28 protein-coding genes are annotated in these 26,672 nt (G+C 44.4%); all 28 read left to right on the top strand.

Translation table 11 applies throughout. The annotated features are described in order from the left end of the window. The first annotated feature begins 886 nt into the window (after positions 1 to 886). The 28 genes from flgB to ACR8BL_RS05465 all read left to right on the top strand — a co-directional run bounded on the left by flgB (position 887) and on the right by ACR8BL_RS05465 (position 26,665). Positions 887 to 1,294 carry a flagellar basal body rod protein FlgB gene (flgB, locus tag ACR8BL_RS05600; protein ID WP_434751693.1) on the top strand — a complete coding sequence of 136 codons (408 nt, stop codon included), beginning with the start codon at positions 887 to 889 and terminating at the stop codon, positions 1,292 to 1,294. 5 nt (positions 1,295 to 1,299) lie between these two features. Then, entirely contained in the window at positions 1,300 to 1,752 is a 453-nt protein-coding gene (gene flgC, locus ACR8BL_RS05595) for a flagellar basal body rod protein FlgC (RefSeq protein WP_434751692.1), read from the top strand. 53 nt (positions 1,753 to 1,805) lie between these two features. After that, the gene (gene fliE, locus ACR8BL_RS05590) at positions 1,806 to 2,117 is read left to right on the top strand and encodes a flagellar hook-basal body complex protein FliE (RefSeq protein WP_434758332.1); all 312 of its coding nucleotides are present in this window, start codon (positions 1,806 to 1,808) and stop codon (positions 2,115 to 2,117) included. 130 nt (positions 2,118 to 2,247) lie between these two features. Next, a complete protein-coding gene (fliF, locus tag ACR8BL_RS05585; protein WP_434758331.1) occupies positions 2,248 to 3,834 on the top strand; it encodes a flagellar basal-body MS-ring/collar protein FliF in 1,587 nt (528 codons plus the stop codon). Between the two features lie 2 nt (positions 3,835 to 3,836). Then, positions 3,837 to 4,862, top strand: a complete 1,026-nt coding sequence (gene fliG, locus ACR8BL_RS05580; RefSeq protein WP_434751691.1) for a flagellar motor switch protein FliG — start codon at positions 3,837 to 3,839, stop codon at positions 4,860 to 4,862. Continuing rightward, on the top strand, positions 4,855 to 5,712 hold the full coding sequence (locus ACR8BL_RS05575) for a FliH/SctL family protein (protein ID WP_434751690.1): 858 nt from the start codon (positions 4,855 to 4,857) through the stop codon (positions 5,710 to 5,712). Before fliG ends, ACR8BL_RS05575 begins: the two co-directional genes overlap by 8 nt. Next, the gene (gene fliI, locus ACR8BL_RS05570; RefSeq protein WP_434751689.1) at positions 5,699 to 7,018 is read left to right on the top strand and encodes a flagellar protein export ATPase FliI; all 1,320 of its coding nucleotides are present in this window, start codon (positions 5,699 to 5,701) and stop codon (positions 7,016 to 7,018) included. The genes ACR8BL_RS05575 and fliI overlap by 14 nt, the downstream gene beginning before the upstream one ends. An 11-nt stretch (positions 7,019 to 7,029) precedes the next feature. Next, the gene (fliJ, locus tag ACR8BL_RS05565) at positions 7,030 to 7,479 is read left to right on the top strand and encodes a flagellar export protein FliJ (RefSeq protein WP_434751688.1); all 450 of its coding nucleotides are present in this window, start codon (positions 7,030 to 7,032) and stop codon (positions 7,477 to 7,479) included. 43 nt (positions 7,480 to 7,522) lie between these two features. Beyond that, entirely contained in the window at positions 7,523 to 8,461 is a 939-nt protein-coding gene (locus ACR8BL_RS05560; protein ID WP_434751687.1) for a MotE family protein, read from the top strand. 38 nt (positions 8,462 to 8,499) lie between these two features. Continuing rightward, the gene (locus ACR8BL_RS05555; protein WP_434751686.1) at positions 8,500 to 9,948 is read left to right on the top strand and encodes a flagellar hook-length control protein FliK; all 1,449 of its coding nucleotides are present in this window, start codon (positions 8,500 to 8,502) and stop codon (positions 9,946 to 9,948) included. 19 nt (positions 9,949 to 9,967) lie between these two features. Beyond that, the gene (locus tag ACR8BL_RS05550) at positions 9,968 to 10,525 is read left to right on the top strand and encodes a flagellar hook capping FlgD N-terminal domain-containing protein (protein WP_434756595.1); all 558 of its coding nucleotides are present in this window, start codon (positions 9,968 to 9,970) and stop codon (positions 10,523 to 10,525) included. A gap of 50 nt (positions 10,526 to 10,575) precedes the next feature. Next, positions 10,576 to 10,905, top strand: a complete 330-nt coding sequence (locus ACR8BL_RS05545; protein WP_434753026.1) for a TIGR02530 family flagellar biosynthesis protein — start codon at positions 10,576 to 10,578, stop codon at positions 10,903 to 10,905. Between the two features lie 81 nt (positions 10,906 to 10,986). Next, complete coding sequence (gene flgG / locus ACR8BL_RS05540) at positions 10,987 to 11,805, top strand: flagellar basal body rod protein FlgG (RefSeq protein WP_434751684.1); 819 nt, start codon at positions 10,987 to 10,989, stop codon at positions 11,803 to 11,805. A gap of 66 nt (positions 11,806 to 11,871) precedes the next feature. Further along, a complete protein-coding gene (locus ACR8BL_RS05535; RefSeq protein WP_434751683.1) occupies positions 11,872 to 12,093 on the top strand; it encodes a flagellar FlbD family protein in 222 nt (73 codons plus the stop codon). After that, on the top strand, positions 12,093 to 12,548 hold the full coding sequence (locus ACR8BL_RS05530) for a flagellar basal body-associated FliL family protein (RefSeq protein ID WP_434751682.1): 456 nt from the start codon (positions 12,093 to 12,095) through the stop codon (positions 12,546 to 12,548). The genes ACR8BL_RS05535 and ACR8BL_RS05530 overlap by 1 nt, the downstream gene beginning before the upstream one ends. A 39-nt stretch (positions 12,549 to 12,587) precedes the next feature. Then, positions 12,588 to 13,586: a flagellar motor switch protein FliM gene (gene fliM / locus ACR8BL_RS05525; protein WP_434751681.1), complete on the top strand. Its 999-nt coding sequence runs from the start codon at positions 12,588 to 12,590 to the stop codon at positions 13,584 to 13,586. Then, complete coding sequence (gene fliY / locus ACR8BL_RS05520; RefSeq protein WP_434751680.1) at positions 13,576 to 14,877, top strand: flagellar motor switch phosphatase FliY; 1,302 nt, start codon at positions 13,576 to 13,578, stop codon at positions 14,875 to 14,877. Before fliM ends, fliY begins: the two co-directional genes overlap by 11 nt. A 28-nt stretch (positions 14,878 to 14,905) precedes the next feature. Beyond that, on the top strand, positions 14,906 to 15,271 hold the full coding sequence (locus ACR8BL_RS05515) for a response regulator (protein WP_090923862.1): 366 nt from the start codon (positions 14,906 to 14,908) through the stop codon (positions 15,269 to 15,271). Between the two features lie 11 nt (positions 15,272 to 15,282). Beyond that, positions 15,283 to 15,819 carry a flagellar biosynthetic protein FliO gene (locus ACR8BL_RS05510; protein ID WP_434753025.1) on the top strand — a complete coding sequence of 179 codons (537 nt, stop codon included), beginning with the start codon at positions 15,283 to 15,285 and terminating at the stop codon, positions 15,817 to 15,819. Beyond that, positions 15,816 to 16,571, top strand: a complete 756-nt coding sequence (fliP, locus tag ACR8BL_RS05505; protein WP_434751679.1) for a flagellar type III secretion system pore protein FliP — start codon at positions 15,816 to 15,818, stop codon at positions 16,569 to 16,571. Before ACR8BL_RS05510 ends, fliP begins: the two co-directional genes overlap by 4 nt. Positions 16,572 to 16,596: 25 nt before the next feature. Next, a complete protein-coding gene (gene fliQ / locus ACR8BL_RS05500) occupies positions 16,597 to 16,866 on the top strand; it encodes a flagellar biosynthesis protein FliQ (RefSeq protein ID WP_434751678.1) in 270 nt (89 codons plus the stop codon). Positions 16,867 to 16,876: 10 nt separating this feature from the next. Beyond that, positions 16,877 to 17,665 (top strand): flagellar biosynthetic protein FliR, encoded by a 789-nt coding sequence (gene fliR, locus ACR8BL_RS05495; protein WP_434756594.1) that lies wholly within the window; start codon positions 16,877 to 16,879, stop codon positions 17,663 to 17,665. Between the two features lie 29 nt (positions 17,666 to 17,694). After that, on the top strand, positions 17,695 to 18,777 hold the full coding sequence (gene flhB, locus ACR8BL_RS05490) for a flagellar biosynthesis protein FlhB (protein WP_434758330.1): 1,083 nt from the start codon (positions 17,695 to 17,697) through the stop codon (positions 18,775 to 18,777). Between the two features lie 24 nt (positions 18,778 to 18,801). Beyond that, the gene (gene flhA, locus ACR8BL_RS05485) at positions 18,802 to 20,835 is read left to right on the top strand and encodes a flagellar biosynthesis protein FlhA (RefSeq protein WP_434751676.1); all 2,034 of its coding nucleotides are present in this window, start codon (positions 18,802 to 18,804) and stop codon (positions 20,833 to 20,835) included. Beyond that, a complete protein-coding gene (gene flhF, locus ACR8BL_RS05480) occupies positions 20,832 to 22,196 on the top strand; it encodes a flagellar biosynthesis protein FlhF (RefSeq protein WP_434756593.1) in 1,365 nt (454 codons plus the stop codon). Before flhA ends, flhF begins: the two co-directional genes overlap by 4 nt. Then, positions 22,193 to 23,080, top strand: a complete 888-nt coding sequence (locus tag ACR8BL_RS05475) for a MinD/ParA family protein (protein WP_434751674.1) — start codon at positions 22,193 to 22,195, stop codon at positions 23,078 to 23,080. Before flhF ends, ACR8BL_RS05475 begins: the two co-directional genes overlap by 4 nt. 31 nt (positions 23,081 to 23,111) lie before the next feature. Beyond that, on the top strand, positions 23,112 to 24,560 hold the full coding sequence (cheB, locus tag ACR8BL_RS05470) for a chemotaxis-specific protein-glutamate methyltransferase CheB (RefSeq protein ID WP_434756592.1): 1,449 nt from the start codon (positions 23,112 to 23,114) through the stop codon (positions 24,558 to 24,560). A 32-nt stretch (positions 24,561 to 24,592) separates the two neighbouring features. After that, complete coding sequence (locus ACR8BL_RS05465) at positions 24,593 to 26,665, top strand: chemotaxis protein CheW (RefSeq protein WP_434751673.1); 2,073 nt, start codon at positions 24,593 to 24,595, stop codon at positions 26,663 to 26,665. Positions 26,666 to 26,672: the final 7 nt, after the last annotated feature.

Below are 26,672 nucleotides of genomic sequence, written 5' to 3'. Positions count from 1 at the left end.
TTCTATTACAGATCATGCTGCATGGGATGTCATGTTTAACGGTACATACCTTTTATTTTTATTATGGCTAACAGTTTTTGATCCATAGGCCGATAAAAGAAAGGTAGCGATAGTATGTCAGGATCTAGGACTTGTGCCGCATGTATATTGGAAATAAAGGGTAGCGGATTAGTTGGTGTTCTCATTTTAACGAACCATGTATTTCCATTAAAAGAATTTTAACTATTTAAATGATATCTCTTAGCAAGCTTAAGCTCTGTAAAAACTTACGCAAATGCGCAAAACGTCGTTTTGTGGAAAAGTGAGAGTACATCAATTGTTTTCCATTTATAAAATAGTAGGTACCCATACAATTGTTAAGAAAGTGTTGCGTAATGAATTATGTACTCCATGATTTCCTGTACATAAAATGTTTAAATAAACAGTAACGACTTTGGATAAGTATTGATAAATATAAGCTAGAAACCTTAATATGGCGGTAAAAAATACTAAACATAACAAACGTGTATATCCGTGTAGCAACGTCCGTTTCCGCATATTCAGACCGAAACACATGTGGGAAAGATAATATTTATTTTAAGAATGTGTAAGGTTGCGTCACAAGATTGTTAACACATTTTTGATTTGGGACTGAATATTTACGAAAAAAAACGAAATTTGCAGAAAATACACAAAAAGCCCTCTCTTGAAGAAAAGATAGGGCTTTTTTCTTATTGTAATATATCCCAAACTCGAAGAAACTTATGATATACGACAACATCAGAGTTAATTCTACTTAAGTCCTAGAAAACCGTGTAAACACGAATGTTTTTGTCGAAAAACATAAGCAGTTTCGCGTAAAAAGGTTCAATCTTTTTCCATATATACTAAAGAGAGGAGGGCTATCGTGAATCTATTAAATGATATCAGCTTCAAAAGACTACAAGGTGCACTCGATGCGTCGAATATGAGACAACGAACCATTTCTGACAATATTGCAAATGCTGACACCCCGTATTTCAAGCGCTCAAACGTTTCTTTTGAAGAAATGCTTCAGGAACAGATGAACGGTGATATGCCTGTTTTGAAAGGGAAAGTAACGGATCAAAGGCATTTTGTCATAGGACCTTCCTCTTCTGTGCCAACACCAGTAGTTAATATGGACCAGTCCACGTCCATGAATAACAACCAGAATAATGTGGATATTGATAGCGAGATGAGCTTTCTTGCGGACAATCAATTGCGTTACAGTGCTTATATCCAGCAAGTAAATGAACAAATTAAAATGATGCGAGTAGGCGTAGAAGGGAGATAACAGCGTTGAATATTAGTAACAGTTTTGGAATCAGTGCCTCGGCTCTTACGGCTCAACGTTTGCGTATGGATGTCATTTCTTCCAATATTGCGAATGCAGAAACAACACGCGCGAGCATGTCGAATGGGGTTGCAGTTCCCTACAAACGGAAAATGGTAGTTCTTGAACCGAATAAACCATCCTTCAGTACGATGTTGCAAAATCAAATGCGTGGTGGAGGTTCAGGTGACGGTGTCAGAGTAACCGAAATTCGAGAAGATCAGTCACCACTCAAACCGGTTTATGATCCGACTCATCCGGATGCAAACGCTGAGGGTTATGTGTTCATGCCTAATGTGGATATTGCTAAAGAAATGGTCGATATGATCTCCGCTTCACGTGCCTATGAGGCAAACGTTACTGCACTGAATTCAACCAAAGCGATGATTTCCAAAGCCATGGAAATTGGAAAAGGTTAACTGTTGCATCGTTCGACAATCACTAAAAACAAGAGACAAGGGGAGGGATATTCATGATTCAGAATAATATGTTCAATGTTCAGGGAGTTCAGCAATTGCAAATGAAGAGTGCAGCTGAAAATAAAACTTCCACACCAGCCGAAAGCATTCAGAGCTTCGGTACATACTTACAAAATGCATTGGGATCTGTCGCCGCACAGGAGACTCAGGCACATGAAATGTCTAATCAATTTTTGTTAGGCAAGGCGAATGTGGATCAGGTGTTGATAGCTTCAGAACAAGCTCTGCTGAGTCTGCAACTTACGAGTCAGGTTCGAAACAAAGTTGTTGAGGCATATCAGGAGATTATGCGCACGCAGATGTAAGATATCGTTTGCGCAATAGTAGCGCTGATCATTACGACAAGTAGCTGCGATGCTGCTCCTGTGAAAAGCTAACGGAACGCTAAGGCTTTTATCAGGACAGACTAAGCAAAGTTTCGGATGGGGTGACAGAGTGAATGAGAGAATTGCCCAGTACAGGGATAAGATTTCACAGTACTGGAATAGCTTTAGCAAGAAGCAGAAAACATTATTTATTTCAACTTTCCTATTTCTGATTTTGGCAGCAGTGGTTCTCACGATGCAGTTATCCAAGACAGAATACGAAGTTGCGTTCACAGATTTAAATGCAAGTGATTCAGCTGGTGTAATTAATTATCTGAACTCTTCAAATATCCCATATAAACTTAGCGCGGACGGAAAAAGTATTTCTGTGCCCAGCACGGATGTGGCGCTGACCAAAGTGAATATCGGTTCCCAAGGTATCATTCAAAATGGTTCGCTGGGTTATAAAGCATTTGAAAGCTCATCATCGCCAATCGGCATGACAGATAAAGAGTTTGATGTGAAGTATAACAATGCGTTAAATGGAGAAGTCGAAAAGCTGCTCCAGCGTATGCAAGGGATTCAGGATGCGAAAGTCCTTGTTAACATGCCAAAAGATAATATCTTTGCCGGCCTGGAAGAAAAGGATAAAGCTTCGGCTTCCGTAGCATTGCAATTTAAACCGGGGTATCATCCTAATCAGGCAGCTGTGGACGGGTACTTTAATTTGGTTAAAACAGCCGTTCCGAACTTGCCGATCGAGAATATTACGATCACGAACACAGATGAAGCTGAACTTATTCCAACAGCTCGCGGTGGTAGTGGCGGCTTGTCATCCGAAGTGCAGGAAAACATGGCGTTACAGAAAAAGTTCGAGAGTGATGTCCGAAACAACGTTAAGCAATTTCTTTCTCAAATTGTAGGTGAGGACAAAGTCAACGTACTGGTTGCCTCTAAACTGAACTTTGATAAAGTGACCAGTAAAGAAAACATAGTTACACCCGTTGATCAAGAGAACATGAAGGGCATCGAGATCAGTGTGCAGCAAATTCAGAAGAGTTATACCGGTGGAGGAACTCCAACAGGTGGCGTAGCAGGAACCGGACAACAGGACGTTCCGGGTTATCCGTCTTCTGATTCCAATAGCAATGCAAATTCTGAAGAGTCATCTAGCACTATCAATTATGAAGTGAATCGAATCGCCAAAGACATCATTTCAAGCCCATATACTGTAAAAGATTTAACCATCAACGTGGCGGTTGAACCACCTACAGGACAGACTGATTTACAGCAGCCGGTTCGAGATGCAATCGAAAATATTTTGGTTAACATCGTTCGTGCTTCGCTGGCAGATTCAGGAACAACAATAACTGACGCAGACCTCACCAAAAAAGTCTCAGTTATGTCACAAGGTTTTGCAGCAGCGGCAGATGCGAATACAGGCTTCCAATTAACACCTGCGATGATGTGGGGTGGCGGAGCACTGATTGCGGTCCTGATCGCTGCGGTGGTTATTTTGTTAGTGCGTCGTCGTCGTAAACAAAATGAGATTCAAGAAGAGGAAGAAATTCCGCTCCCGGTAGCAACAGAATTCCCGTCCATAACATTGGACAGTGTGACGAACGAAAGTCAGGTGCGCAAACAATTGGAGAGTTTGGCCAAGAAAAAGCCAGACGAATTCGTCAATCTGCTGCGTACGTGGCTGGCTGACGAATAGAGGTGAACATATTGGCAAAGGCAGGCAATGCAGGATTAACTGGTAGACAAAAAGCAGCAATATTGTTGATTACACTAGGTCCGGAAGTATCTGCTCAAATCTTCAAACATTTGCGTGATGAGGAGATTGAACAGCTTACGTTGGAAATTGCCAACGTGCGGAAGGTGGATGCATCCGAAAAGGACCTGATTATGTCCGAGTTCCATCAGATTTGTTTGGCACAGGAGTACATCTCTCAAGGAGGGATCAACTACGCCAAAGAAATTTTGGAGAAAGCACTTGGCTCTTCGAAAGCACTTGAAGTTATCAATCGTTTAACAGCTACGCTGCAAGTTAGACCTTTTGACTTCGCACGCAAAGCTGATCCGAATCAAATTCTGAACTTTATTCAGAATGAAAGTCCGCAAACGATTGCGCTTGTACTGTCTTACCTGCAATTCGAACAAGCAGCGGCAATTCTGTCTTCTCTCCCTCAGGAGAAACAAGCAGATGTTGCTCGCAGAGTAGCTGTGATGGACAGCACTTCACCAGAAGTTATTTCACAAGTGGAACGTGTGCTGGAACATAAATTGTCTTCAACAGTAACCCAGGATTACACAAATGCAGGCGGTATCGAATCTATCGTTCAGATTTTGAATGGTGTCGATCGAGGGACGGAACGTACAATTTTGGACTCCCTCGAGATTCAGGATCCGGAACTTGCAGAAGAGATCAAAAAACGGATGTTTGTTTTCGAAGACATCGTCAATGTGGACGATCGTTCCATTCAACGTATTATTCGGGATATCGACAATGCGGATCTGCAGCTTGCGCTCAAAGTCGCAAGCGAAGAAGTGCGTGAAGCTGTATTCCGTAATATGTCGAAACGGATGTCCGAAACATTCAAGGAAGAAATGGAATTCATGGGCCCTGTAAGGCTGCGTGATGTGGAAGAAGCTCAGACACGTATCGTAGGTACGATCCGCAGACTGGAAGAATCTGGTGAGATCATTATCGCACGTGGTGGAGGAGATGATATCATTGTCTAATTTGATTAAATCTTTCCAGTATGTACCGATCGAAGATCATAAAAGGCTCGAAAATCATCACTATTATGGCGGTGAAGGTGAGACGGAATTCGATGAGGGCGGCGGGGCAGTTTCTGAATCGGAAGTGCTTCGGGCACGGGTAGATGAAGAGACAGAACGTCTTACTGCTGAAATGCTGGAAGATGCCAAGGAGTTTGCGGAAAAGCAGGTGCGTGATGCTTCGGAAGAAGCGGAGCGAATGCTTCAGGAAGCCCGAGAACAGATCGATCGCTGGTGGCAGGAACAACGAGAGCAGGATGAACATCTGACCGAAGCTCTCCGCGCCCAAGGTTTTCAGCAAGGGTTTGAAGAGGGAAGAGCACAAGCTGAACTGGATCTCCAGGTGAAGATCGAAGAGATGATGAACGAAGCACAAGGCGTGCTTCAGGAAGCGTATGTTGCCAAAGAGCAGATTATTCAGGAAGCGGAGCCATTTTTAGTTGAACTTGCATGTGGCATTGCGGAGAAAGTGATAGATAAACAGCTTACCGTAGAGCCTGAACACATGATTGAATTGATACGTCAGAGTTTGTCGAGGAAAAGGGAGCAGGGACAGATTGCACTTTGTGTAGCGCCAGAGCAGTTTTCTTTTGTACAAGCTGCCCGGGAGGAACTTGCTCTTTCGATTGATTCGCAAGCGGAGTTGCAAATTTTGCCTGATGCTACAGTTAAAGATAAAGGCTGTGTTATTCGTTCTTCATTTGGAAGTGTTGACGCAAGAATTGATACACAGCTTACCGAGATCAAAAAAGAACTGATCCGCATAGCACTTGAGGATGAGGAGCGAAAACATCAACATGAAGGTTCTTAGTTCACAGCGTTATATGGAGCATCTGCAGCAATTCGATCCTGTACGTATAAACGGAAAAGTAACTCAGGTTATTGGCTTGATGGTTGAATCAGAGGGGCCGGATGCCAGCATTGGCGATGTATGTTACATCTACCCCGGTAAATCTGCCAAGCCTTTGCAGGCCGAGGTTGTCGGGTTTCGTGATAACAAGGTGCTACTTATGCCGCTGGGGGAACTTCAATCGATCGGTCCCGGTTGTGATGTAGTCGGAACAGGTAAACCGTTAGGTGTACAAGTAGGATCTGAATTGCTCGGTAAAGTGCTGGATGGACTTGGTCAGCCACTTGACGGTTCATTGTTGCCATCCAGAATGCCGATGTATTCAACTTCAAACACACCTGTGAATCCTATGGACAGACCTCGTGTGCTTGAAACGATGAGTGTCGGCGTGAGAGCAATCGACGGTTTACTCACCGTAGGTAAAGGTCAGCGGGTTGGTATTTTTGCCGGTTCGGGTGTAGGTAAGAGTACATTGATGGGTATGATTGCCCGGAATACCGCAGCAGATGTAAATGTAATTGCACTGGTGGGTGAACGTGGACGTGAGGTTCGTGACTTTATCGAGCGGGATCTTGGCCCCGAAGGGTTGGAACGATCTGTTGTCATTGTGGCAACATCAGATCAGCCTGCTCTGATTCGGATTAAGGGCGCTGTAATAGCAACGACGATTGCGGAGTATTTCCGAGATCGGGGCATGAATGTCATGTTAATGATGGATTCGGTTACCCGTTATGCCATGGCTCAGAGGGAAGTCGGGCTGGCCGTTGGGGAACCACCTGCGATGAGAGGGTATACGCCTTCCGTTTTTGCGAGTTTGCCAAAACTGCTGGAACGGGCAGGGACAGGGCCAACAGGCTCAATTACCGCCTTCTATACCGTACTCGTTGATGGGGACGACATGAATGAACCAATCGCAGACGCAGTCCGGGGCATATTGGATGGTCACATTGTGTTGAACCGTTCGATAGCCAATAAAGGTCATTTTCCAGCGATTGATGTACTTGCAAGTATCAGTAGGGTCATGAAGGACATCGCTCCTGAAGACCAGATTGATGCGGTTAACAATATGAAACGTCTGATGGCTGTGTACAAGGAGTCCGAAGATCTAATCAACATCGGTGCTTATCAACGTGGATCAAATGCAGCTATAGATGAAGCAATGGATCAGATTGATCATATCTGGAATTTCACAAAGCAAAAAGTCGATGAGAAAGTAACGTTAAGTGAAGTGCAGGAGCGTTTAATTCTCGAATTCGCAAGGAGATGAAGGGGTAAACGATGAAATTTCGATATCATTTCCAGAAGGTTGTTGACCTGAAAAGCAATGAGAAGACACAGGCAGAATGGATGTTATCCACAGCAATCGGTAAACTTCAGACAGAAGAAGAACATTTGATGCAATTGATCAATGATCGAAATAATCTGATGAACATCATTCAATCGGCAATTGAAAATTGTGCTTCCATATCCAGTTTGCAAGAAATGCAGCGATATGTATATCACCTTGACGAATGCATATCGCGGAAGAACAGTGATGTTGAGCATGCACAGGTCAACGTGCAACGGAATCAGAGCTTTCTGAATGGAAAAGTGATTGACGAAAAAGTGTGGCTTGGAGCGAAAGATAAGGCTAAAGGCAGATTTCAGCAGGAGATGCTCCTCCGGGAACAGAACGATCTGGACGAGATGGCTACTGTACGCTTCGCCGCCAAAGCCCGTGCGAACTGATGTGAGCCGGATGCGAAGTTGTCTCGTGAAGGAGGAATGAACGGTGGCTGTTAAAGACACTGATATCGAAAAAGAATCCGGGAGTGGATGGGAAAAGTTTCTCATGATCTCGATCCCGATTGTATTTACAGTGGTTTTACTGGGTGTATTGCTTACTCTATTTAATGTAGATATTCGGAATAACGCGCTTGAACTTGCCAAAAAAATTCCTGTAGTCAAAAATTGGGTGCCTGATCCAGTGCTCGACCCTGAGAAAGAAAAGCTGGAGAAGAGTGAAAAGCAGGTTGAAAGCGCCGAAGCAACGATTGAAAAACTGAAATCCCAAGTAACAGCAAAAGAAGCAGAAGCAAAAGCGGCTAAAGAAGCTGCTACTGCGGAGACGCAGAAAACGGCTGATTTGCAAAAGAAACTCGATGACGCCAAAAAGGCTTCTGAAACAGCTGCAACTACAGAACCTGAAGCAGAAAGTGATTATCAAAAACAAATTAAAGGATTAGCCAAAATGTACGCGGATATGAGTCCAAGCAAGGCGGCGCCGATTTTGCAAAATATGACGAATGAAGAAATGGTTCTCATGTTAAGTGCAATGCAGTCGACTGCCCGGACGAAGGTGCTGGAGAAGATGGATCCGAAGACTGCAGCGGATGTAACCATGCTGATGAAGGATGCCAAGCCTTCAGGCGATCTTGCCTTGGATGCACTGCAATCCCGTTTGAAAAAGGAAACAGCAGCGGCAACTACGACAACAACCACCACCAGCAAGAACTTGGATAAAAATCAGTTGAGTCAGACCTTCGCTTCCATGTCTGCTTCCAGCGGAGCCAAACTCTTGCTGGAAACGTATAAAATAAGCCCGGATAAAACACTGACTATACTGAATTCTGTCAACGATGCAACTCGATCTCAACTGCTTGAGAACATGTCAAAAGAAGATTCGGTTGAAACGGCCAAGGTGTTGAATCGGCTGATGGGCAATAAGTAACAGTTTTGATCTTAACGCCTGGAGGGGAGGTGAAAAAAATGTCACTTATTTATCAAATGAATACTGCAGCTTCTTCCAAAACATCTGGTGCAACTCAGTCATCTACAGGACAGTCGAAAGGTTCGATTACTGAAACTGGCGGTGGGTTTCTGCAGACCTTGGCACAGTCATTGACTGGAGGCGGGGGAAACAGTCAAGGTGCTGAAGCAACAAATGGTGTAGCAACAACCAAGTCTGCTAATTCGCTAATGTTTACGTTTGCTTCAGAGAATGAAGGCAAGAACACGTCGATCACGGATACGTTAAGTTCATTATTTGCTGATACTGATTCTTCGGATTTAAGTGGAAAGCTTGAGAAATTATTTGGTGATTTGGATCGTTTAGATGAAGCTTTGGACAATGATCCAGCCTTGCTTGCAGGTCTTCAAACATTGATCCAGCAATTGAACGCTTTATTAAGTAAACAAGACAGCAATGAGCAAACTTCTTTAGATTCAATCACCGGTAATCAGGAGCTTGACGCGAAATCTGGATCTGCTATTGAATTATCTCAGCATCCGGCTGCAATGCGTTTTGTATTACAGGACGTGTTAACACAGCTGGCAGCAAAAGTTCTTAAAACGGATAGTGCTGTAGTAAAACATGCTCCCGAATTCCAACAACTTCTTCAGGATTTGCAAAATCAGTTGAGACAAGCTGGAATTGAGACGGATAGCAAAAAGGGTTGGTCAGAACTCAAATCGACACTGGATACGTTCTCCATGATAAAGGGTTCAACTGCTCAAACGGCTAATGTAGCTTCGGCTGCAGCATCTAAAACAGCATCAAATGTATCTGAAACCAATGGAATAGCAGCAACGCAGTTGGAATCAAAAGCTACAACCATTGATTCAAAATCTGTTTCAAATGAAGATGCATTGATTCAGCATCACACGATTGTCACTGCTGGAGAGTTGTCTTTACGAAGCTCAGGTACAGCGATGGGGAAGCCGGCTGAGCCGGTGATGCAGGTATCGCATTTCGCTAAGGAAATGACACAATTCATGGTGAGCAAACTGGATATTGTGAATCAAAAAGGTTTTTCCGAAGCAACAATCTCACTCCGACCTGAGCATCTGGGAAGATTGGATGTGCAGATTACGTTACAAAACGGACAATTGGTTGCCAAGTTTATGACAGAACATGTTATGGCGAAAGATATGCTTGAACAACAGATGATGCAGCTTCGTTCCTCATTACAGTCACAAGGCATTCAAGTGGAGCGGCTCGAAGTAACTCAGAACAGTTCGCTTGGATCCGAAATGTATCAGGATGGCGGTCGGCAACAGGGAAATCAGTCTCAGCAGCAACGGCGTTCCCGTGAACGTGGGGAGCATAATGATGAAGCTGTAACAGCAGCCGGACTGCAGGAAGAGTTGCGCAACTGGCGGAGTGAACAGGTGGAAGGCCACGAAATTAAGCGCGATTCATTTAGTGCAGAGGCTTAAACAGGAATGAGGTGAATACATGGCGAACGAAATTTTTTCTACGAATAATACGTGGCCCAATTACTCAGCTGCGAATAGAGCAACAACAAGTACTGCGACAAAAGAGCTGGGTAAAGATCAATTTCTCAAAATTTTGATTACACAGTTACAGAATCAGGATCCGTTACAGCCGATGGAAGACAAAGAGTTTATCGCTCAAATGGCTCAATTCACCTCGGTGGAGCAACTGGTAAATATCTCAACACAACTCAAAACGTTGAATCAGTCACTCGGAGCTGTATCTGGCATGATAGGCATGGAGATCAGTTGGCTTTCTTCTGATAAAACGGACACTGGCACATCTCGTCAAGGTATAGTGGATTCCATTATTGTGCGGGACGGGGTTCAGTACGCGAAGGTGGGCAACGACGAAATCAAGCTGGACGAGATCATTCAGGTAAATCGTGCAAAACAAACGGAAGAGAGCAAGACTCCTGTAGAGAATGCTCAGAGTCGTGTTACAAATTCTACTGCTAGTGAGTCATCTGACGTTGATGCCGAGAAGAGTGAGTCCGAAGAACGTGAGCAGAGCTTATGAGTGACCGTATAATAGTTGGACAACTGTACACAGGACCTGTTACTCCGAACATGCTTCGCAAACCTCAAGCAGGAGAAACATCTAGTGCGCCGGTTAAACCTTTTGCACAAGTACTGGGGGATAATCTGCTAAAACTCAGTAACCATGCAGCGAAGCGATTAGAACAGCGTGGAATTGAATTGAAAACGGAGCAGATGAAACAGATTGGGTCTGCACTGGATAAAGCTGCGGCCAAGGGGGCCAAAGAGTCACTAATCCTGATGCAGGATATGGCTTTTATCGTTAATGTCAAGAATCGAACTGTCGTTACAGCAATGGATAGTGCTAGCATGAAAGATAATGTCTTTACTCAGATTGATAGTGCTGTAATTATTTCTTAACCGGCTGGCCCTTCTCGGGAGCCGGAATGCCGCTGACTGACTGACGCGGCAACCAAATTAAGGCTGGGAGGATTTTTTGAAATGTTGAAATCGATGTACTCAGGCGTTTCCGGTATGAGGGGTTTTCAAACCAAACTCGATGTCATTGGTAATAATATTGCGAACGTTAATACGGTTGGATTTAAGGGAAGCCGAGTGATGTTCAAAGACATTATGAGTCAAACGACTTCAGGTGTAACAGCTCCAACAGCTACACCAACGGGTGGTGTCAATGCACAACAGATTGGTCTAGGTGTGTCGGTAGGTTCCATTGACACCATGCACTTGGCGGGAAGTCCAATGACTACGAATAGTCCTACTGATCTTCGGATTAACGGTGATGGATTTTTCCTCGTACGTCTGAGTGATGCTCAAGCTACGCCATATCTGACTCGTGCAGGCAACTTTACGGTTGATGCGGATCGTAATCTGGTAACTTCTGACGGATTATTTGTTCTCGACAACGGTGGGGCAAATATTACGCTAGATGATGATGTCGTTTCGTTTACGATTGGCCAGGATGGAATGATTAACCAGACGATGGCTGATGGAACAATCCAGACAGGATCACAACTTGGTATTGGTAAAGTAGTAAACCCGTCAGGTTTGGAGAAAATCGGTGGCAACTTGTACCGTATGACGGCCAACGCAAACCCGGGTGGAACGCTTGATCCAGTGACTGCCAACAGTGCAGCGGACGGTACAGGGTCTATCATTGCTGGTCAACTCGAAATGTCAAATGTGGATTTGACCAATGAGTTTACGGAAATGATTGTTGCACAACGTGGATTCCAAGCGAACTCCAAGATTATTACAACATCAGACGATGTGCTTCAAGAGGTCATTAACCTGAAACGTTAATAACTGATTAGTAATTTTGAAATGGTGGGGGAGCTTGCTCCTCCACTCTGATTGAGGGGGCTTAGCATGATTTCAGTTACGCGGTTAAATGGTTCTCCCATGTGGTTAAATGCGCTGATGGTCGAGATCGTGGAAGAGACGCCGGACACGTATATCACTCTGGTAACGGGAAAAAGGCTAATCGTTCTTGAGAAGGCCGATGTGGTGATTTCCAAGATCAAAGAATACAATCGTGAAATTGGAGTTCAGGCAGCCACGATTAAAGTGCAGCAAACGGAGGAGTCCTGATGAAAAAAATGATGCCCTGGATTGCAACGGTGTTACTTGCAATCACACTTATTGTGGTCGTAGTTATTGTAATGATTGGGCCAGGCAAGAACGACAATACACATACAGCGGCAGCTGCTGAAGAAAAAAAGCTGACTGCAGATGAAATTGTAGAGGTTTCGTCCGAGCTGGCACAGATTAAGACTAATTTGGCTGGTGCAGACCGTATTATTATTGTTAGCTTCTCTTTCGAGTTATCGGATAAGAAAGCTAAAGAAGATTTTGAGAAAATCAAGAATATTACAGTAAAACCAATTGTCATTCAGGCGCTCGCAGACACCAAGGCTGAGGAACTGAGTTCGGCTAAAGGTATGAAACAATTCAATGAGCGACTGACAGGGCTAATTAATGAGGCGCTGCCTGAGCCGAAATTGAAAAGCACTAGCGTTTCAGACATTGTTATAGCACCAATATAGTGAATAGAACAAGCTGTAGACCTGTAAGGGGGTGAGAACATGGTGGATGTATTATCACAAAACGAGATTGACGCCCTATTAGCAGCCCTTTCTTCAGGCGAAATGGACGCCGAGGAATTGAAAAAGGAAGAAAATCAGAAGAAAATCAGGTCTTACGATTTTAAACGGGCAGTTCGTTTCTCCAAGGATCACATTCGAAGCTTGACCCGTATTCACGAAAACTTTGCTCGTTTTCTCACCACTTATTTTTCGGCCCAGCTGCGGACGTTTGTTCAGATCAATGTTGTGCAGGTAGAACAGTTGCCGTATGACGAGTTTATCCGTTCTATTCCCAAGATGACGATTTTGAACATTTTCGAAGCAGAGCCATTACAGGGACGAATGGTCATGGAGGTTCACCCGAACGTGGGATATGCGATGTTGGATCGCCTGCTTGGAGGTACGGGCAGTGCTCCGACCAAAATTGCAAGCATGACGGAAATTGAAACGACAATAATGGAACGGATATTCAGCCGAGCCTTCGAAAGTTTGCAGGAAGCTTGGAAGACGGTACTGGATATCTCGCCTCGAATGGAAGCGTTGGAGACGAATCCTCAGTTTATGCAGATTGTATCTCCCAATGAGACCATTGCCTTGATCTCGCTAAGTACCAAAATCGGCGATACCACAGGCATGATCAATTTGTGTATACCGCATGTCGTTCTTGAGCCTATTATGTCCCGGTTATCAACACATCAGTGGTTTGTTTCGGAGAAGAAAACGAGAGCTCCGGAAGAATACGAAGCGCTGAGATCACGTGTAAACAAAGCCAAATTACCTGTTGTAGCCGAACTTGGTGAATCCAGAATTTCGATAGCCGAGTTTTTAGGATTATCGGTTGGCGATGTCATCACGCTGAATAAACCGGTGGAAGAGGGGCTTTCCATTAAAGTTGGTGACAGGCTGAAGTATATCGGCAGCCCGGGAACGATTAAGGACCGTGTGGCTGTGCAAATAGATCAAATTGTCACCGAAGGAGTTGAAGAATTTGACGAGTAAGGATTATTTATCCCAGGAAGAGATCGACGCGTTGCTCCGGCAATCGGAATCCATCTCGAGTTCTGAACCCGCTGAGAAAACGGTTGATGATTTTCTGACGGAGCTGGAACAGGATGCCTTGGGGGAGATTGGTAACATCACATTTGGCAGTGCTGCGACAGCATTGTCCACGCTACTGGGACTTAAAGTAGATATTACAACACCTAAAGTATCGATCATCAGTCGAACACAGTTTGAAGAGGCTTTCCCGAAACCACATGTTGCTGTTCATGTGAATTATGTGGATGGATTTGAGGGCATTAACTCACTGGTTATCAAAAAGAGAGATGCGCAAATTATCGCTGATTTAATGCTGGGCGGTGAAGGAAATCCGGCCGACGAAGAACTGAACGAAATTCACATTAGTGCGGTACAGGAAGCGATGAACCAAATGATGGGGTCTTCTGCCACATCTATGTCGACCATCTTCAACCGGTTTGTTAATATTTCTCCTCCAGGAATTGATATTCTCAACTTGGAGAGCGGCGAGGGTGTGACCAATCTACCACCAGATGAAACACTTATTCAAGTTTCGTTCCGTCTGTTAGTGGGGGATTTGATTGATTCGAATCTGATGCAGTTGCTTCCTGTACATTTTGCAAAAAACATGGTGGATATGTTAATCGGAGGAGCTCAAGAGTCGACATCCAGTGCTCCTGTCGCTTCAACACCCGAGCCTGCTCCGGCGCCAGTGGCACCACCAACGCCGCCACCGGTTATGGAACAGCCGGTGGCCCAGCAACAGATGCCTCCACATGTTCCACAGCAGCCTGCTCAGGACTATAGTGGATATGGTCAAGCTCCGATGGGGATGCCTCAAGGTATGCCACCACAGCAACCATACGGCATGCCACCGCAGCAGCCATACAACATGCCACCACAGCCAGCTTACGGTGAGCCTCAACACTATGGTGGTGCACCAAATAGGAATGTGAATGTACAGCCTGTTCAATTCGCTAATTTGCAAAATGGGGCTTTTGCTAATGTAGACGAAAACAATTTGAATTTATTGATGGACATTCCCCTTAAAGTCACCGTAGAATTAGGAAGGACCCAAAAGCAAATTAAAGATATATTGGAATTATCACAAGGTTCGATTGTCGAACTGGATAAGTTGGCTGGTGAACCTGTCGATATTTTGGTCAATAACAAACTGATCGCCAAGGGAGAAGTTGTCGTCATTGACGAAAACTTTGGTGTTCGTGTTATAGATATTCTAAGCCAATGGGACCGTATTCAGAAATTACAATAAGCACAATTCAGGGAGGATTTGAATCAAGATGGCAAACCGAATTTTAGTCGTAGACGACGCTGCATTTATGAGAATGATGATCCGGGACATTTTGTCCAAAAATGGGTACGAAGTCGTAGGAGAAGCACCGGATGGTGCACAAGCAGTTGAGAAGTTTAAAGAACTTCGTCCTGATCTGATCACAATGGATATCACAATGCCTGAGATGGATGGTATTGCTGCATTGAAAGAAATCAAAAAAATCGATGCAAATGCAAAAGTAATTATGTGTTCTGCGATGGGACAACAAGCGATGGTTATTGACGCTATTCAAGCTGGTGCTAAAGATTTCATCGTTAAACCTTTCCAATCTGATCGGGTTATCGAAGCGATTAGCAAAACACTGGGAGCTTAAGAAACATGTTGATGGCTCAGGGTGGTACTCCAGAACCAGCTGGCGCGGGAATCAATTATTATCTACAGCTAGTATGGGTGATTGTTGTCCTGGCCGTCATTCTGGTTCTTATTGTCTACCTGATCCGATTCTTGAACAAACGCAATCAGCAATGGTTTCGAAGCGGAACCATTCGCATTTTGGGCGGAGTCGGACTAGGACAGAATAAGTCACTGCAAATTCTGGAGATCGGCGGAAACGTTTATTTGATTGGTGTTGGCGAGAACATACAGCTGCTGGATAAAGTTTCGGATCTGGAGGAAGCGCAGAAAATTGTAGATTCCTTTGAACGGGATGCTGCTTCACAGCAAGGGAGTCTCTCGCCGATCATTGCCAAGCTTGCTAAACGTCTTCGTAAAGAAGAACCGCCTCGAGATATAGAAATTGAGGACACCACTTCTTTTCACGAGATGTTTGAATCCAAACTTCGGCAGAGGCCAAACCGTAAAGAAAAGATGGAGAAGATCCTGGATCAAGACAATACTACAGATCGGTCGAGTGATTCATGAAGAAAAAGATTTGGTTAGCGTGTTGTTTCATAGGACTTATCAGCCTGGCTTCCGTTACGGTGGCTTTTGCCGAGCCGATTCCTAACATTGATATTCAGATTGGGAACGGTGACGGTAGCACGCCGAGTACGAGTTCATTATCTATTATTCTATTAATTACGGTGCTGAGCATAGCACCGGCATTGCTGGTATTGATGACCAGTTTTACGAGGATTGTTATTGTACTTGGGTTTGTCCGAACCTCACTCGGAACACAGCAAATGCCTCCGAATCAGGTATTGGTTGGTCTGGCACTTTTTTTAACACTTTTCATTATGTCTCCAACGTTGTCTTCCATTAACCAGGTTGCATTGCAACCTTATCTCAAGGGAGATTTGACACAAACAGAGGCACTTGAAAAGGCAGCCGATCCGATTAAGAAATTTATGTTTACTCACACGCGTGAGAAGGATATCTTGTTGTTTATGAAATACACTCAGGCGGATCAGCCTAAGTCGTATCAGGATATTCCAATCACTGTAATGGTACCTGCGTATGCAATCAGTGAGCTCAAGACAGCCTTCCAGATGGGATTCATGATATTTATCCCGTTCCTGGTAATCGACATCGTTGTGGCGAGTACACTCATGGCTATGGGTATGATGATGCTTCCCCCGGTCATGATCTCATTACCTTTTAAAATACTGCTCTTTGTTCTGGTAGACGGGTGGTATCTGGTAGTCAAGTCACTGTTGCTGAGTTTCAATACTTGAACCGGAACGTTAAAGGAGGACGGTCATGACTTCGGAGTTTATTATCGGTCTGGCCGGAAAAGCAGTATACACGTCATTGCTGGCCAGTGCACCTATGCTTATACTAGCTCTGGTTGTAGGACTTATTATTAGTATTTTTCAAGCTACGACTCAAATTCAGGAGCAAACGCTCGCCTTTGTACCCAAAATTGTTGCAGTACTGCTTGCAGTACTTATGTTTGGGCCTTGGATCTTGAATATATTAATGGATTTCACGTTTAACATACTCGATAATCTGTACAGATACGTAGGGTAGGCTTTTGCCGATGGAGACATTGTTGCAAAGTTTCCCTGTTGCTCTGCTTATGTTTTGTCGAATAGCCTCATTTTTTGTAACAGCACCGGTTTTTTCAGCACGAAATGTACCTACTTCTTTTAAGGTGGGAATATCTGCTTTTGTTACGTTGACAGTTTACATGACCTTTGGCATCCATCAAACCGTTCCGACTGACTTAAGTTACATCCTGCTGGTTATCAGAGAAATCTTTGTTGGCCTGCTATTAGGATTTACAGCCTACCTTCTTATGACTGCAGTCCAGACAGCGGGTACATTTATCGATCTTCAGATCGGTTTTGCTATGGCTAATGTTTACGACCCTATGACTGGTGCATCTGCACCGCTTACAGGTAACCTGAAATATGCTTTTGCCATGCTGCTCTTTTTGACAATGAATGGTCATCATTATTTACTGGATGGAGTGGTTTATAGTTACCGCTGGATTCCATTATCAAATCAATTTTATATCAGACTGGCAGATGGAAGTATAGCAGAATTTTTGGTGCAAACGTTGGGGCAATCCTTTATGTTAGCCTTTCAAATGGCAGCTCCTATTGTAGTAGCGTTATTTTTGACAGATGTAGGCTTGGGGTTTCTGGCCAAAACGGCTCCACAATTCAATGTTTTTGCTGTCGGAATGCCACTTAAACTTCTTGTTGGCTTGGCCATTTTGCTTTTGCTCGTTCCCAGCTTTGGATTTATATTTAGTCAATTATTTGAAGTGATGTTTAAATCCATGGAGAAATTGCTTGGGACGATTGGGCAAAGGCCGGGATGAGGGAGATGGAGATGGAGGGTAAGACTCACATGAAACTTCAACTCGACCTTCAGTTATTTTCCGGAGAGAAAACGGAAAAAGCCACTCCAAAGAAGAGGCAGGATGCTCGTAAAAAGGGACAAGTTGTTAAGAGCGCAGAAATATCAGGAGCATCTATTCTGCTTTTTACATTTTTAATCCTTATGACTTTTAGTGATTTTTACAAGGTGCGCATCGTTCGATTGTTCACGGATATTTTCATGAACAGGCTGAGCATGGAAGTGAATAGTGAGAATGTGATGGCTCTGATGATGCGGTATGGGATAGAAGTTATGTTATTACTTGCGCCTGTTTTGATTGTTGCTTATCTTGTAGCCTTACTTGTGAACTATATGCAGGTTGGATTTCTCCTCGTAGGTGAGGGATTGAAGCCGAAGCTTGAGAAGCTGGATCCGATCAAGGGCTTCAAAAATATATTCTCGCTGCGTTCATTGGTAGAATTCGCCAAGACAGTTTTTAAAATGACAATTATTGGCTATATGGTATACAGCACCTTTATCAATTACAAGGCAGACATAGCAGCACTTTCCCATTTCTCACTTGATGCAATTTTACACTTTGCTGCTTCAGTAACCTTGAGTCTCGGAGTTAAGATTGCTGCCGCTCTTATGGTTTTGGCTATATTTGATTACATCTATCAAAAGTATGATAACGAAAAAAAACTTCGCATGTCCAAGCAAGATATCAAGGATGAGTATAAGAAAATGGAAGGCGATCCGTTGATCAAAGGCAAAATTCGTGAGCGTCAGCGTCGTATGGCTATGCAGCGTATGATGCAGGAAGTACCGAATGCAGATGTAATCATCACAAACCCGACACACTTTGCTGTAGCATTGAAGTATGAAGGATCTGAGATGGAAGCTCCGCAAATTATCGCTAAAGGGCAGGATTATGTGGCTCTGCGCATTAAAGAAATTGCCAAAGAACACGGTGTGATAACAATGGAAAACAAACCACTGGCACGGGCATTGTTCCAGAGAGCTGAGATTGGTGACGCTATACCAGCCGATTTGTTCCAAGCTGTAGCCGAAGTGCTGGCTTATGTATATAAACTTAAGGGCAGAACGAAATAACAGGGATCGGAGGCCGTACATTCATTGAAAACAAAAGATTTAGCTATCCTTGCGGGGATTATCGGCATTGTGTTAATGATGATTCTCCCGATCCCGATCTGGCTGCTCGATATGCTGCTTGTTGTTAACATCTCTATAGCTTTGATGATCCTGCTTGTTGCCATGAACAGCAAAGAAGCGTTGCAGTTTTCCATATTTCCAGCTTTGCTGCTCATTACTACATTGTTCCGTCTGGCACTAAACATCTCAACCACGAAGCTCATCCTTGGTAAAGGTGATGCGGGAGCCGTTGTTGCTACTTTCGGTAGTTGGATAGCTGGCGGTCAGATAGCCATTGGATTTGTCGTGTTTTTGATCCTCGTGGTGGTACAGTTTATCGTTATTACCAAAGGATCTGAGCGTGTAGCTGAAGTAGCAGCAAGGTTCACCCTTGATGCAATGCCCGGTAAACAAATGAGTATCGACGCTGACTTGAATGCAGGATTAATAAACGAACAGCAGGCCCGTGAACGTCGTTCCAAAATTGAACGTGAAGCTGACTTTTATGGGGCGATGGATGGTGCCAGCAAATTCGTAAAAGGGGATGCCATTGCAAGTATTATCATTCTCCTGATTAACCTGATCGGTGGCTTTATCATCGGTATGACGGTACATGGTTACGATTTTTCAACATCACTCTCCACTTACTCGGTTTTGACGATAGGTGATGGATTGGTTAGTCAGATTCCTGCACTTCTTATTTCGACAGCAGCGGGGCTGATCGTTACCAGAGCCTCATCGGAAGGGAACTTGGCAGATGACATTACTGGCCAGTTGTTTACATATCCGATACTCATTTATATCGTAGCTTTTGTTATAGCAATGCTGGGATTCTTTACTCCAATTCATGTGATGACAACGCTCCCTCTGGCAGGTGTTCTTGCTTATGCTGCCTGGCGAATGCAGAATAATCTGAATTTGAAACAGGAAGCAGAAGAACAAATGGAAGAAGAACAGCAGATTGAAGAAGTCAGAAGTCCTGAAAGTGTTATTAATTTGCTCCAGGTGGATCCGATCGAATTCGAGTTTGGTTACGGACTGATTCCACTGGCTGATAATCAACAAGGTGGAGACTTGCTGGATCGAATCATTATGATCCGAAGACAATGTGCTCTTGAACTGGGTCTGGTGGTACCTGTCATCCGAATTCGGGACAACATTCAGCTAAGGCCTAATGAGTATGTGATCAAAATTAAGGGGAATCTGGTTGGGGGCGGGGAACTGCTCTTGAATCATTATCTTGCGATGAGTCCTGGATACGACGAAGAGTCTGTAACAGGAATAGAAACAATAGAGCCAGCCTTTGGACTGCCTGCACTTTGGATTGATGAAGTAACTAAAGATCGGGCAGAACTCGCTGGGTATACTGTTGTCGATCCGCCTTCTGTCGTTGCAACTCATCTGACAGAACTCATCAAGAAACATGCACACGAACTGCTTGGAAGACAAGAGACGAAGGCACTAGTGGATAATCTTAGAGAGAACTATGGCGCACTTGTGGATGAGCTCATTCCTTCCGTCCTTTCGATTGGTGATATACAAAAGGTACTTGCCAAGTTGTTGCGTGAAAAGGTGTCGATTCGTGATATGGTAACGATCTTTGAAACGCTTGCAGATTACGGAACATATACGAAGGATCCTGATGTGTTGACCGAGTATGTCAGACAATCATTATCACGCCAGATTACGCAACAATTCTCACAAAAAGGCGAAACCCTTCAAGTGATTACCGTTGGACCAGGACTTGAGAAGAAAATTGCTGAAAGTGTACAACAGTCGGAGCAAGGCAGTTACCTGGCACTGGATCCAGTTTCTACTCAAAGTGTGTATCAAAAACTGAGTGAACAAGTTAATCGTTTAATTCAATCGGGCCAACAGCCCATCGTCTTAACTTCTCCAACCATTCGAATGTATCTGCGTCAGGTTATTGAACGAACGATGCAGGATATTCCGGTGCTTTCCTATAGCGAGTTGGAGCCGAATGTTGAAATTCAAAGTATCGGGGTGGTGAACTTATGAGAGTAAAACAATACGTTGTTGAGACCATGCCCGAAGCTATGCTTCAAATTCGCAAAGACCTGGGAAGCGACGCCGTCATTCTGTCCACCAAAGAAATCAAGGTGGGCGGAGTGCTCGGGATGTTCCGCAAGAAACGGATCGAAGTGGTTGCAGCAGTAGATAAAGAACAATCCAATCAGACGAAGGGGCCTTCTGTAAAGAAGACTCAAAATCCATTTACGCCTGTGCCCCGTGCGTTTGTACCTGAAGCTTATGCTCAAACCGCTCGTTCTTTTGCGGCTGGTTTTGAAGAAGGGGGAGCTGCAACTGCAGCTGACCAAAAAGGGCAGGAGAAAACGGTTGTTGTTCCATCTGTATCCAATTCAAGTGATATAGATGCAAAGATGAATTACGGCTCAGATTCACTGAGCAGTGAGCATAAACCGCGACCGCAAGGGGCGGATTTTTCGGGTTCAACATCTAGTATTAATGATCCGGGTTTAGATCAGCATCAGGATAAACTGTTTAATGAGTTACAAGATTTGAAGCAGATGATGACCAAGCTTGCCAAACAAGGTACAACCGCTGAGACGCTTCCTGATGAATTAATGAAGTGCCAGGAGCGACTGATGGAACAAGAAATTTGGCCAGAAGTATGGGAATCTTGGTTTGAACCCATTCAGCGGGGGTTAGTCGAGGGTGAATTGCACGAATCGGATATCGAAAAGGCGCTGAGTTCTGAGGTTGCGGATTTCCTGAAAGACCGTATTCAAGAGGGAATATTGCCGAGCACTCGGATTGTGTACGTAGCTGGACCAACGGGAGTTGGCAAAACAACGACGATTGCCAAGTTGGCTGCTGAACAGATGTTTAAAAATCAGCGTAAAGTGGGTTTCATTACTTCGGATACGTACCGAATCTCTGCGGTTGAACAGCTTAGAACATATGCATCGATTCTGAATGTGCCACTGGAAGTTGTGCAATCTCCAGGGGATACGCAGCGTGCCATATCCAGATTAGAACACTGTGATCTGATCTTTATGGATACGGCAGGCAGAAACTATAGAAATGAATTGCTTGTCTCAGAACTGCAAAGTTTGCTTGCTCCCGTAGAGAATAGTGAAACCTTTCTGGTGATGAGTATGACCGCGAAAAGCATGGATATGGTTCAGATTACCGAACATTTCAGTAAATATGGATTGGATAAAGTGATCTTTACCAAAATGGATGAAACAGGAACCTGCGGTCCACTGTTTAATTTGCTTCATCGTTTCCCGCTGAAACTTGCTTATGTAGCAAATGGACAGAATGTGCCTGATGATCTGCTGAAGCCCGATGTGGAATGGTTATCCCATGCGTTATTGGGAGACGGGACACAATGAAGGATCAGGCAGCATCACTCCGAAGTTTGGTCTCTGCGCCACTGGAGAGCGATGAAAGTAAAGGGAGTAACCGTTCCTCCAAAATTATTACGGTAGCTAGTGGTAAAGGCGGGGTAGGCAAGTCCAACTTTACACTAAACTTTGCACTGACACTGCACTCCATGGGAAAAAAGGTACTGGTATTTGATGCAGATATCGGCATGGCAAATATCGATGTTTTAATGGGAACTTCTTCTTCCTATAATCTGTATCATCTTTTATACCGACATAAAACTATAAGGGAAATCATACAACTCGGTGCTGATGGCTTGCCATATATAGCAGGTGGGTCGGGAATGAAAGAATTGTTCTCCTTGTCGGATCGTGATCTGGAGTTTTTCGCCAGTCAGGTGGAGGACATTGCGCAAGAGATGGATTACGTCATTTTCGATACCGGGGCTGGCCTCTCCAGAGAAAATATGAGATTCATCAGCGCTGCTGATGAATGCCTGATAGTAACTACACCTGAACCGACTTCAATAACGGATGCTTATGCCTTAGTGAAAGTAATGCATGGTCAGGAGCATGCAACTCCTTTTCGAATGATTGTAAACCGGGCTGAAGACGAAAGGGAGGCGGAGCGTGTAGCGGATAAAATCGCTGGAGTGGCAAGGAGGTTTTTGCAAACAGATATCCCGCTTTTGGGGTATATCTCAGAGGATGCTCAGGTCGTTACAGCGGTGAAGAAACAGACGCCCTATCGTTTGGCCTATCCCCACTGCAAAGCTTCTAAAGATATACAGAAACTTGCCCTTCGATATCTGGCTGTACCTGCAGCTTCGGAATCCGGAACCTTGTCAGGAATCAGGGGATTTATGAAAAAGTGGCTTAAACGAACAACATGATTTCTGAATAAAGGAACAGGGGTGACACAATATGGCGGTCTATCAAGTATTGGTTGTCGATGATTCCGCTTTTATGCGCAAAATTGTGACGGATTTAATTGAAGCGGACTCGGAGTTTAAGGTTACGGCAACAGCATCAAACGGCAAAGAAGCCATCCAAAAAACGTTAGAACTTAAACCTGATATTATCACGATGGATGTTGAAATGCCGGAGATGAATGGACTAGATGCGCTAAAATCAATAATGGAAGATTCTTTCATTCCTGTGATTATGCTCTCTGGTATTAATGAACAAGGCATGAAAGAGACAATTATGGCGCTAGAAGCTGGTGCATTTGACTTTATTCGTAAGCCCTCTGTCGTGCATGATCAGGATATTGCGCAGGTTGGCAAAGCACTGGTTGAACGAATGCGTGCAGCCATGCAAGAAGTGAAGCGAAAAGCTGAACGTAAAGAATCGATCAAAAAAATGGAGGCCGCGCGCAATACCGTTGTCCCTCCAGAGCAATTCGTGAAGAAGGAGGAGCCGACGAAGGACAAGGTTGAATCGTCCCGTAAAGCGGTTCCGCCGGTACTCCCGAAAAGTGGGCGTTCATTCGAAGAACGTGCTGAAGTGGTGCAGGCTAAAAAGCAATCAAACGTCCCGCCGATTCAACCGAAACCGGATCGTACGACCGCTAAAAAGGAAATCATACCTAAGCCTGATCAACCCGTTCGCGCGACGAATACGGATAAAGCGGGCAAACCGCCTGTAAGTCCATTGCAGGCTCGCAAAGAGGTTAGACCGCCAGATGCACCTAGGCTCACGACAAAGCAGCCAGCAGCCAGTTCTGTGCCTGTACCCGCGAAAGAGTCGATCAAGCTTAACACGGCTTATAAAGCTTCGGGGGGAATGGAAGGATCTTTCAACAAAATTGTTGCGATCGGTTCTTCAACCGGTGGACCAAGAGCTCTCAAGACTTTACTGGAACAGATACCTGCAGATTTGCCGGCGCCAGTAATTATTGTGCAGCACATGCCACCTAATTTCACCCGTTCGCTGGCTCAACGGTTGAATACATTCAGCCCGCTACAGGTAGTTGAGGCAGAAGACGGAATGATGCTAAAAAAAGGGACGGCTTATATTGCCCCAGGTGGTTTCCATTTGAGAGTTCACAAGGCAGCAGACGGAAGATTCATCTTGAAGCTGAGTGAGGATCAACAAGTGAATGGTCATAGACCTTCAGTGGATACAATGTTTGAGTCACTTCTGCCGTTTACATCTTTACAACGACACCTTGTACTTCTGACAGGTATGGGAAGTGACGGGGCGCGTATGATGAAAAAATTATACGAGACCGGAGTCACTTCAACTTTTGCCGAAAATGAAGAAACATGTGTTGTCTATGGTATGCCGCGTTCAGCTGTAGAGCTGCAATGCGTGCGTCATCTTCTGCCCCTGCAGGAGATTGCGCCAAGACTTGTTCAAGCAGTGAAATAACGGAGTGTAACTTATGGAGGAGGTGCCTCATAATGGACATGAACCAATATCTATCCATGTTTATTGATGAGTCTAATGATCATCTGCAATCCCTTAACGAAAACATGCTACAACTTGAAGCGAATCCGGAAGATCTGGGCATAGTGCAGGTCATCTTCCGTTCTGCTCATACTCTCAAAGGTATGGCGGCAACTATGGGCTTCGAAGATCTGGCTTCACTGACACACAAAATGGAAAATGTACTGGATATGGTGCGTAATGAGAAACTGAAAATGCAGGATTATATCTTTGATACTATGTTCAAAAGTTTAGATGCTTTGGAGACTATGGTTCAGGATATTACCGGAGGCGGTGAAGGTAAAGCGGATGTCACCTCTATTGTTGCTTCGCTCCAGGCTATTGAAAGTGGCGAATGGACAGGAGGCAGTGCTCCTGCTGTACAAGCAGACAAGCAAACCAATTCTTCGATGACCAATGCTGTAGAACTGGATGAATTCCAATATTCAGTACTTGATCAGTCTATAGCCGAGGGTCACCGTGTATTCTACGTTGAAGTCCTTGTAAGTGAGCATAGCCAGTTAAAAGGCGTTCGAGCATATATGGTGTTTGACATGCTTGAGCGTTCGGGTGAGGTTGTTAAAGCCTATCCTTCTGTTCAGGATATCGAGCAAGAAAAGTTTGAGCGCAGTTTCTCGTTGTATTACATAACGACCAAAGAGGCGCAAGAACTGGAAAAGGGCATTATGAGCATCTCGGAGATTGAGAGTGCCAAGTTGATTCAACTGGATCAAGAAACGTTGCAGCAGATGACCAATCAGGTAGCCGCTGCGGCAGCGGTAGAAGATAGACCAGAGACTGTTGCTGTTAAAGATGCACCGGCTCTAGATTCTGCGCCTCTAGAAGAAGTGAAAGCAGCTTCCGTGAAAGCGACAGCGCCGAAACAGGCGGCTGCACCTTCACGAACCATCCGTGTTGACATTGAGCGTCTCGATGTACTGATGAACTTATTCAGCGAATTATTGATTGACCGTTCACGCCTTGAACAATTGGCAAGTGAGACAGGTAACAATGATCTGTCTGATACTGTAGCGCACTTGAGTCGTGTGAGCACGGACTTGCAGAACATCGTACTGAAATTGCGGATGGTACCTGTAGATACAGTGTTTAATCGCTTCCCACGTATGATTCGTGACTTGGCCAAAACATTGGATAAAAAGATTGATCTTGTCATTACTGGTGCTGAAACAGAACTCGACAGAACGGTGATTGACGAAATCGGTGATCCGCTTGTGCATTTGCTGCGTAACGCGGTAGACCATGGCGTAGAATCTATTTCGGAGCGTGTTGCTGCTGGTAAACCGGAGATGGGTACCGTTAATCTGCGGGCTTTCCATAGCGGTAACCATGTGTTTATTGAGATTGAGGATGATGGTAAAGGGATTTATCGTGACAAGCTCCTTCAAACTGCGATCAAACGTGGGGTTGTAACGGAAGAACAGGGTGCAAAAATGACGGATGATGAAGTTAATCAATTGTTGTTCGCTCCTGGATTCAGTACAGCTGATAAAATCTCGGATATTTCTGGGCGCGGTGTAGGTCTGGACGTTGTAAAATCAAAAATCACTTCGCTTGGCGGTAATGTAACCATTACTTCTACGCCAGGCAAAGGCACGAACTTCTCTGTACAGCTTCCGTTGACTTTGTCCATCATTGCAGCGATGCTTGTGCGGCTTGGTTCAGAGAAGTATGCTGTTCCATTGTCTTCGATCGTTGAGACAGCCATCGTACAGCGTGAACAAGTGCGTAATATCCATGGAAATAAAATGATTACGTTCCGTGAGTCTTTGATACCGTACCTGTCATTGAGCGAAGTTTTCGGAGTGCCGGACTTCAACGACGCGGATGAGAAAGAAACTGAGATCGTTGTTATTCGAAAAGGAGACCGTCTGGCAGCTGTCGCTGTTGAAGAATTCATTGGCCAAAGTGAGATCGTTCTTAAATCGATGGGAACGTATCTTCCTGCTATTGAAGGAATCTCCGGTGCAACGATACTTGGAGATGGACAAGTAGCTCTGATTCTTGATCCAAATGCGTTTATTAAATAAGTATGAA

Origin of the sequence: Paenibacillus amylolyticus (assembly GCF_051136285.1) — a bacterium.
In the GTDB taxonomy this organism is placed as follows: Bacteria; Bacillota; Bacilli; order Paenibacillales; family Paenibacillaceae; genus Paenibacillus; species Paenibacillus amylolyticus_F.
The sequence above is the reverse complement of the archived record's forward strand: the minus strand, read 5'-3'. Positions and strand labels throughout refer to the sequence as shown.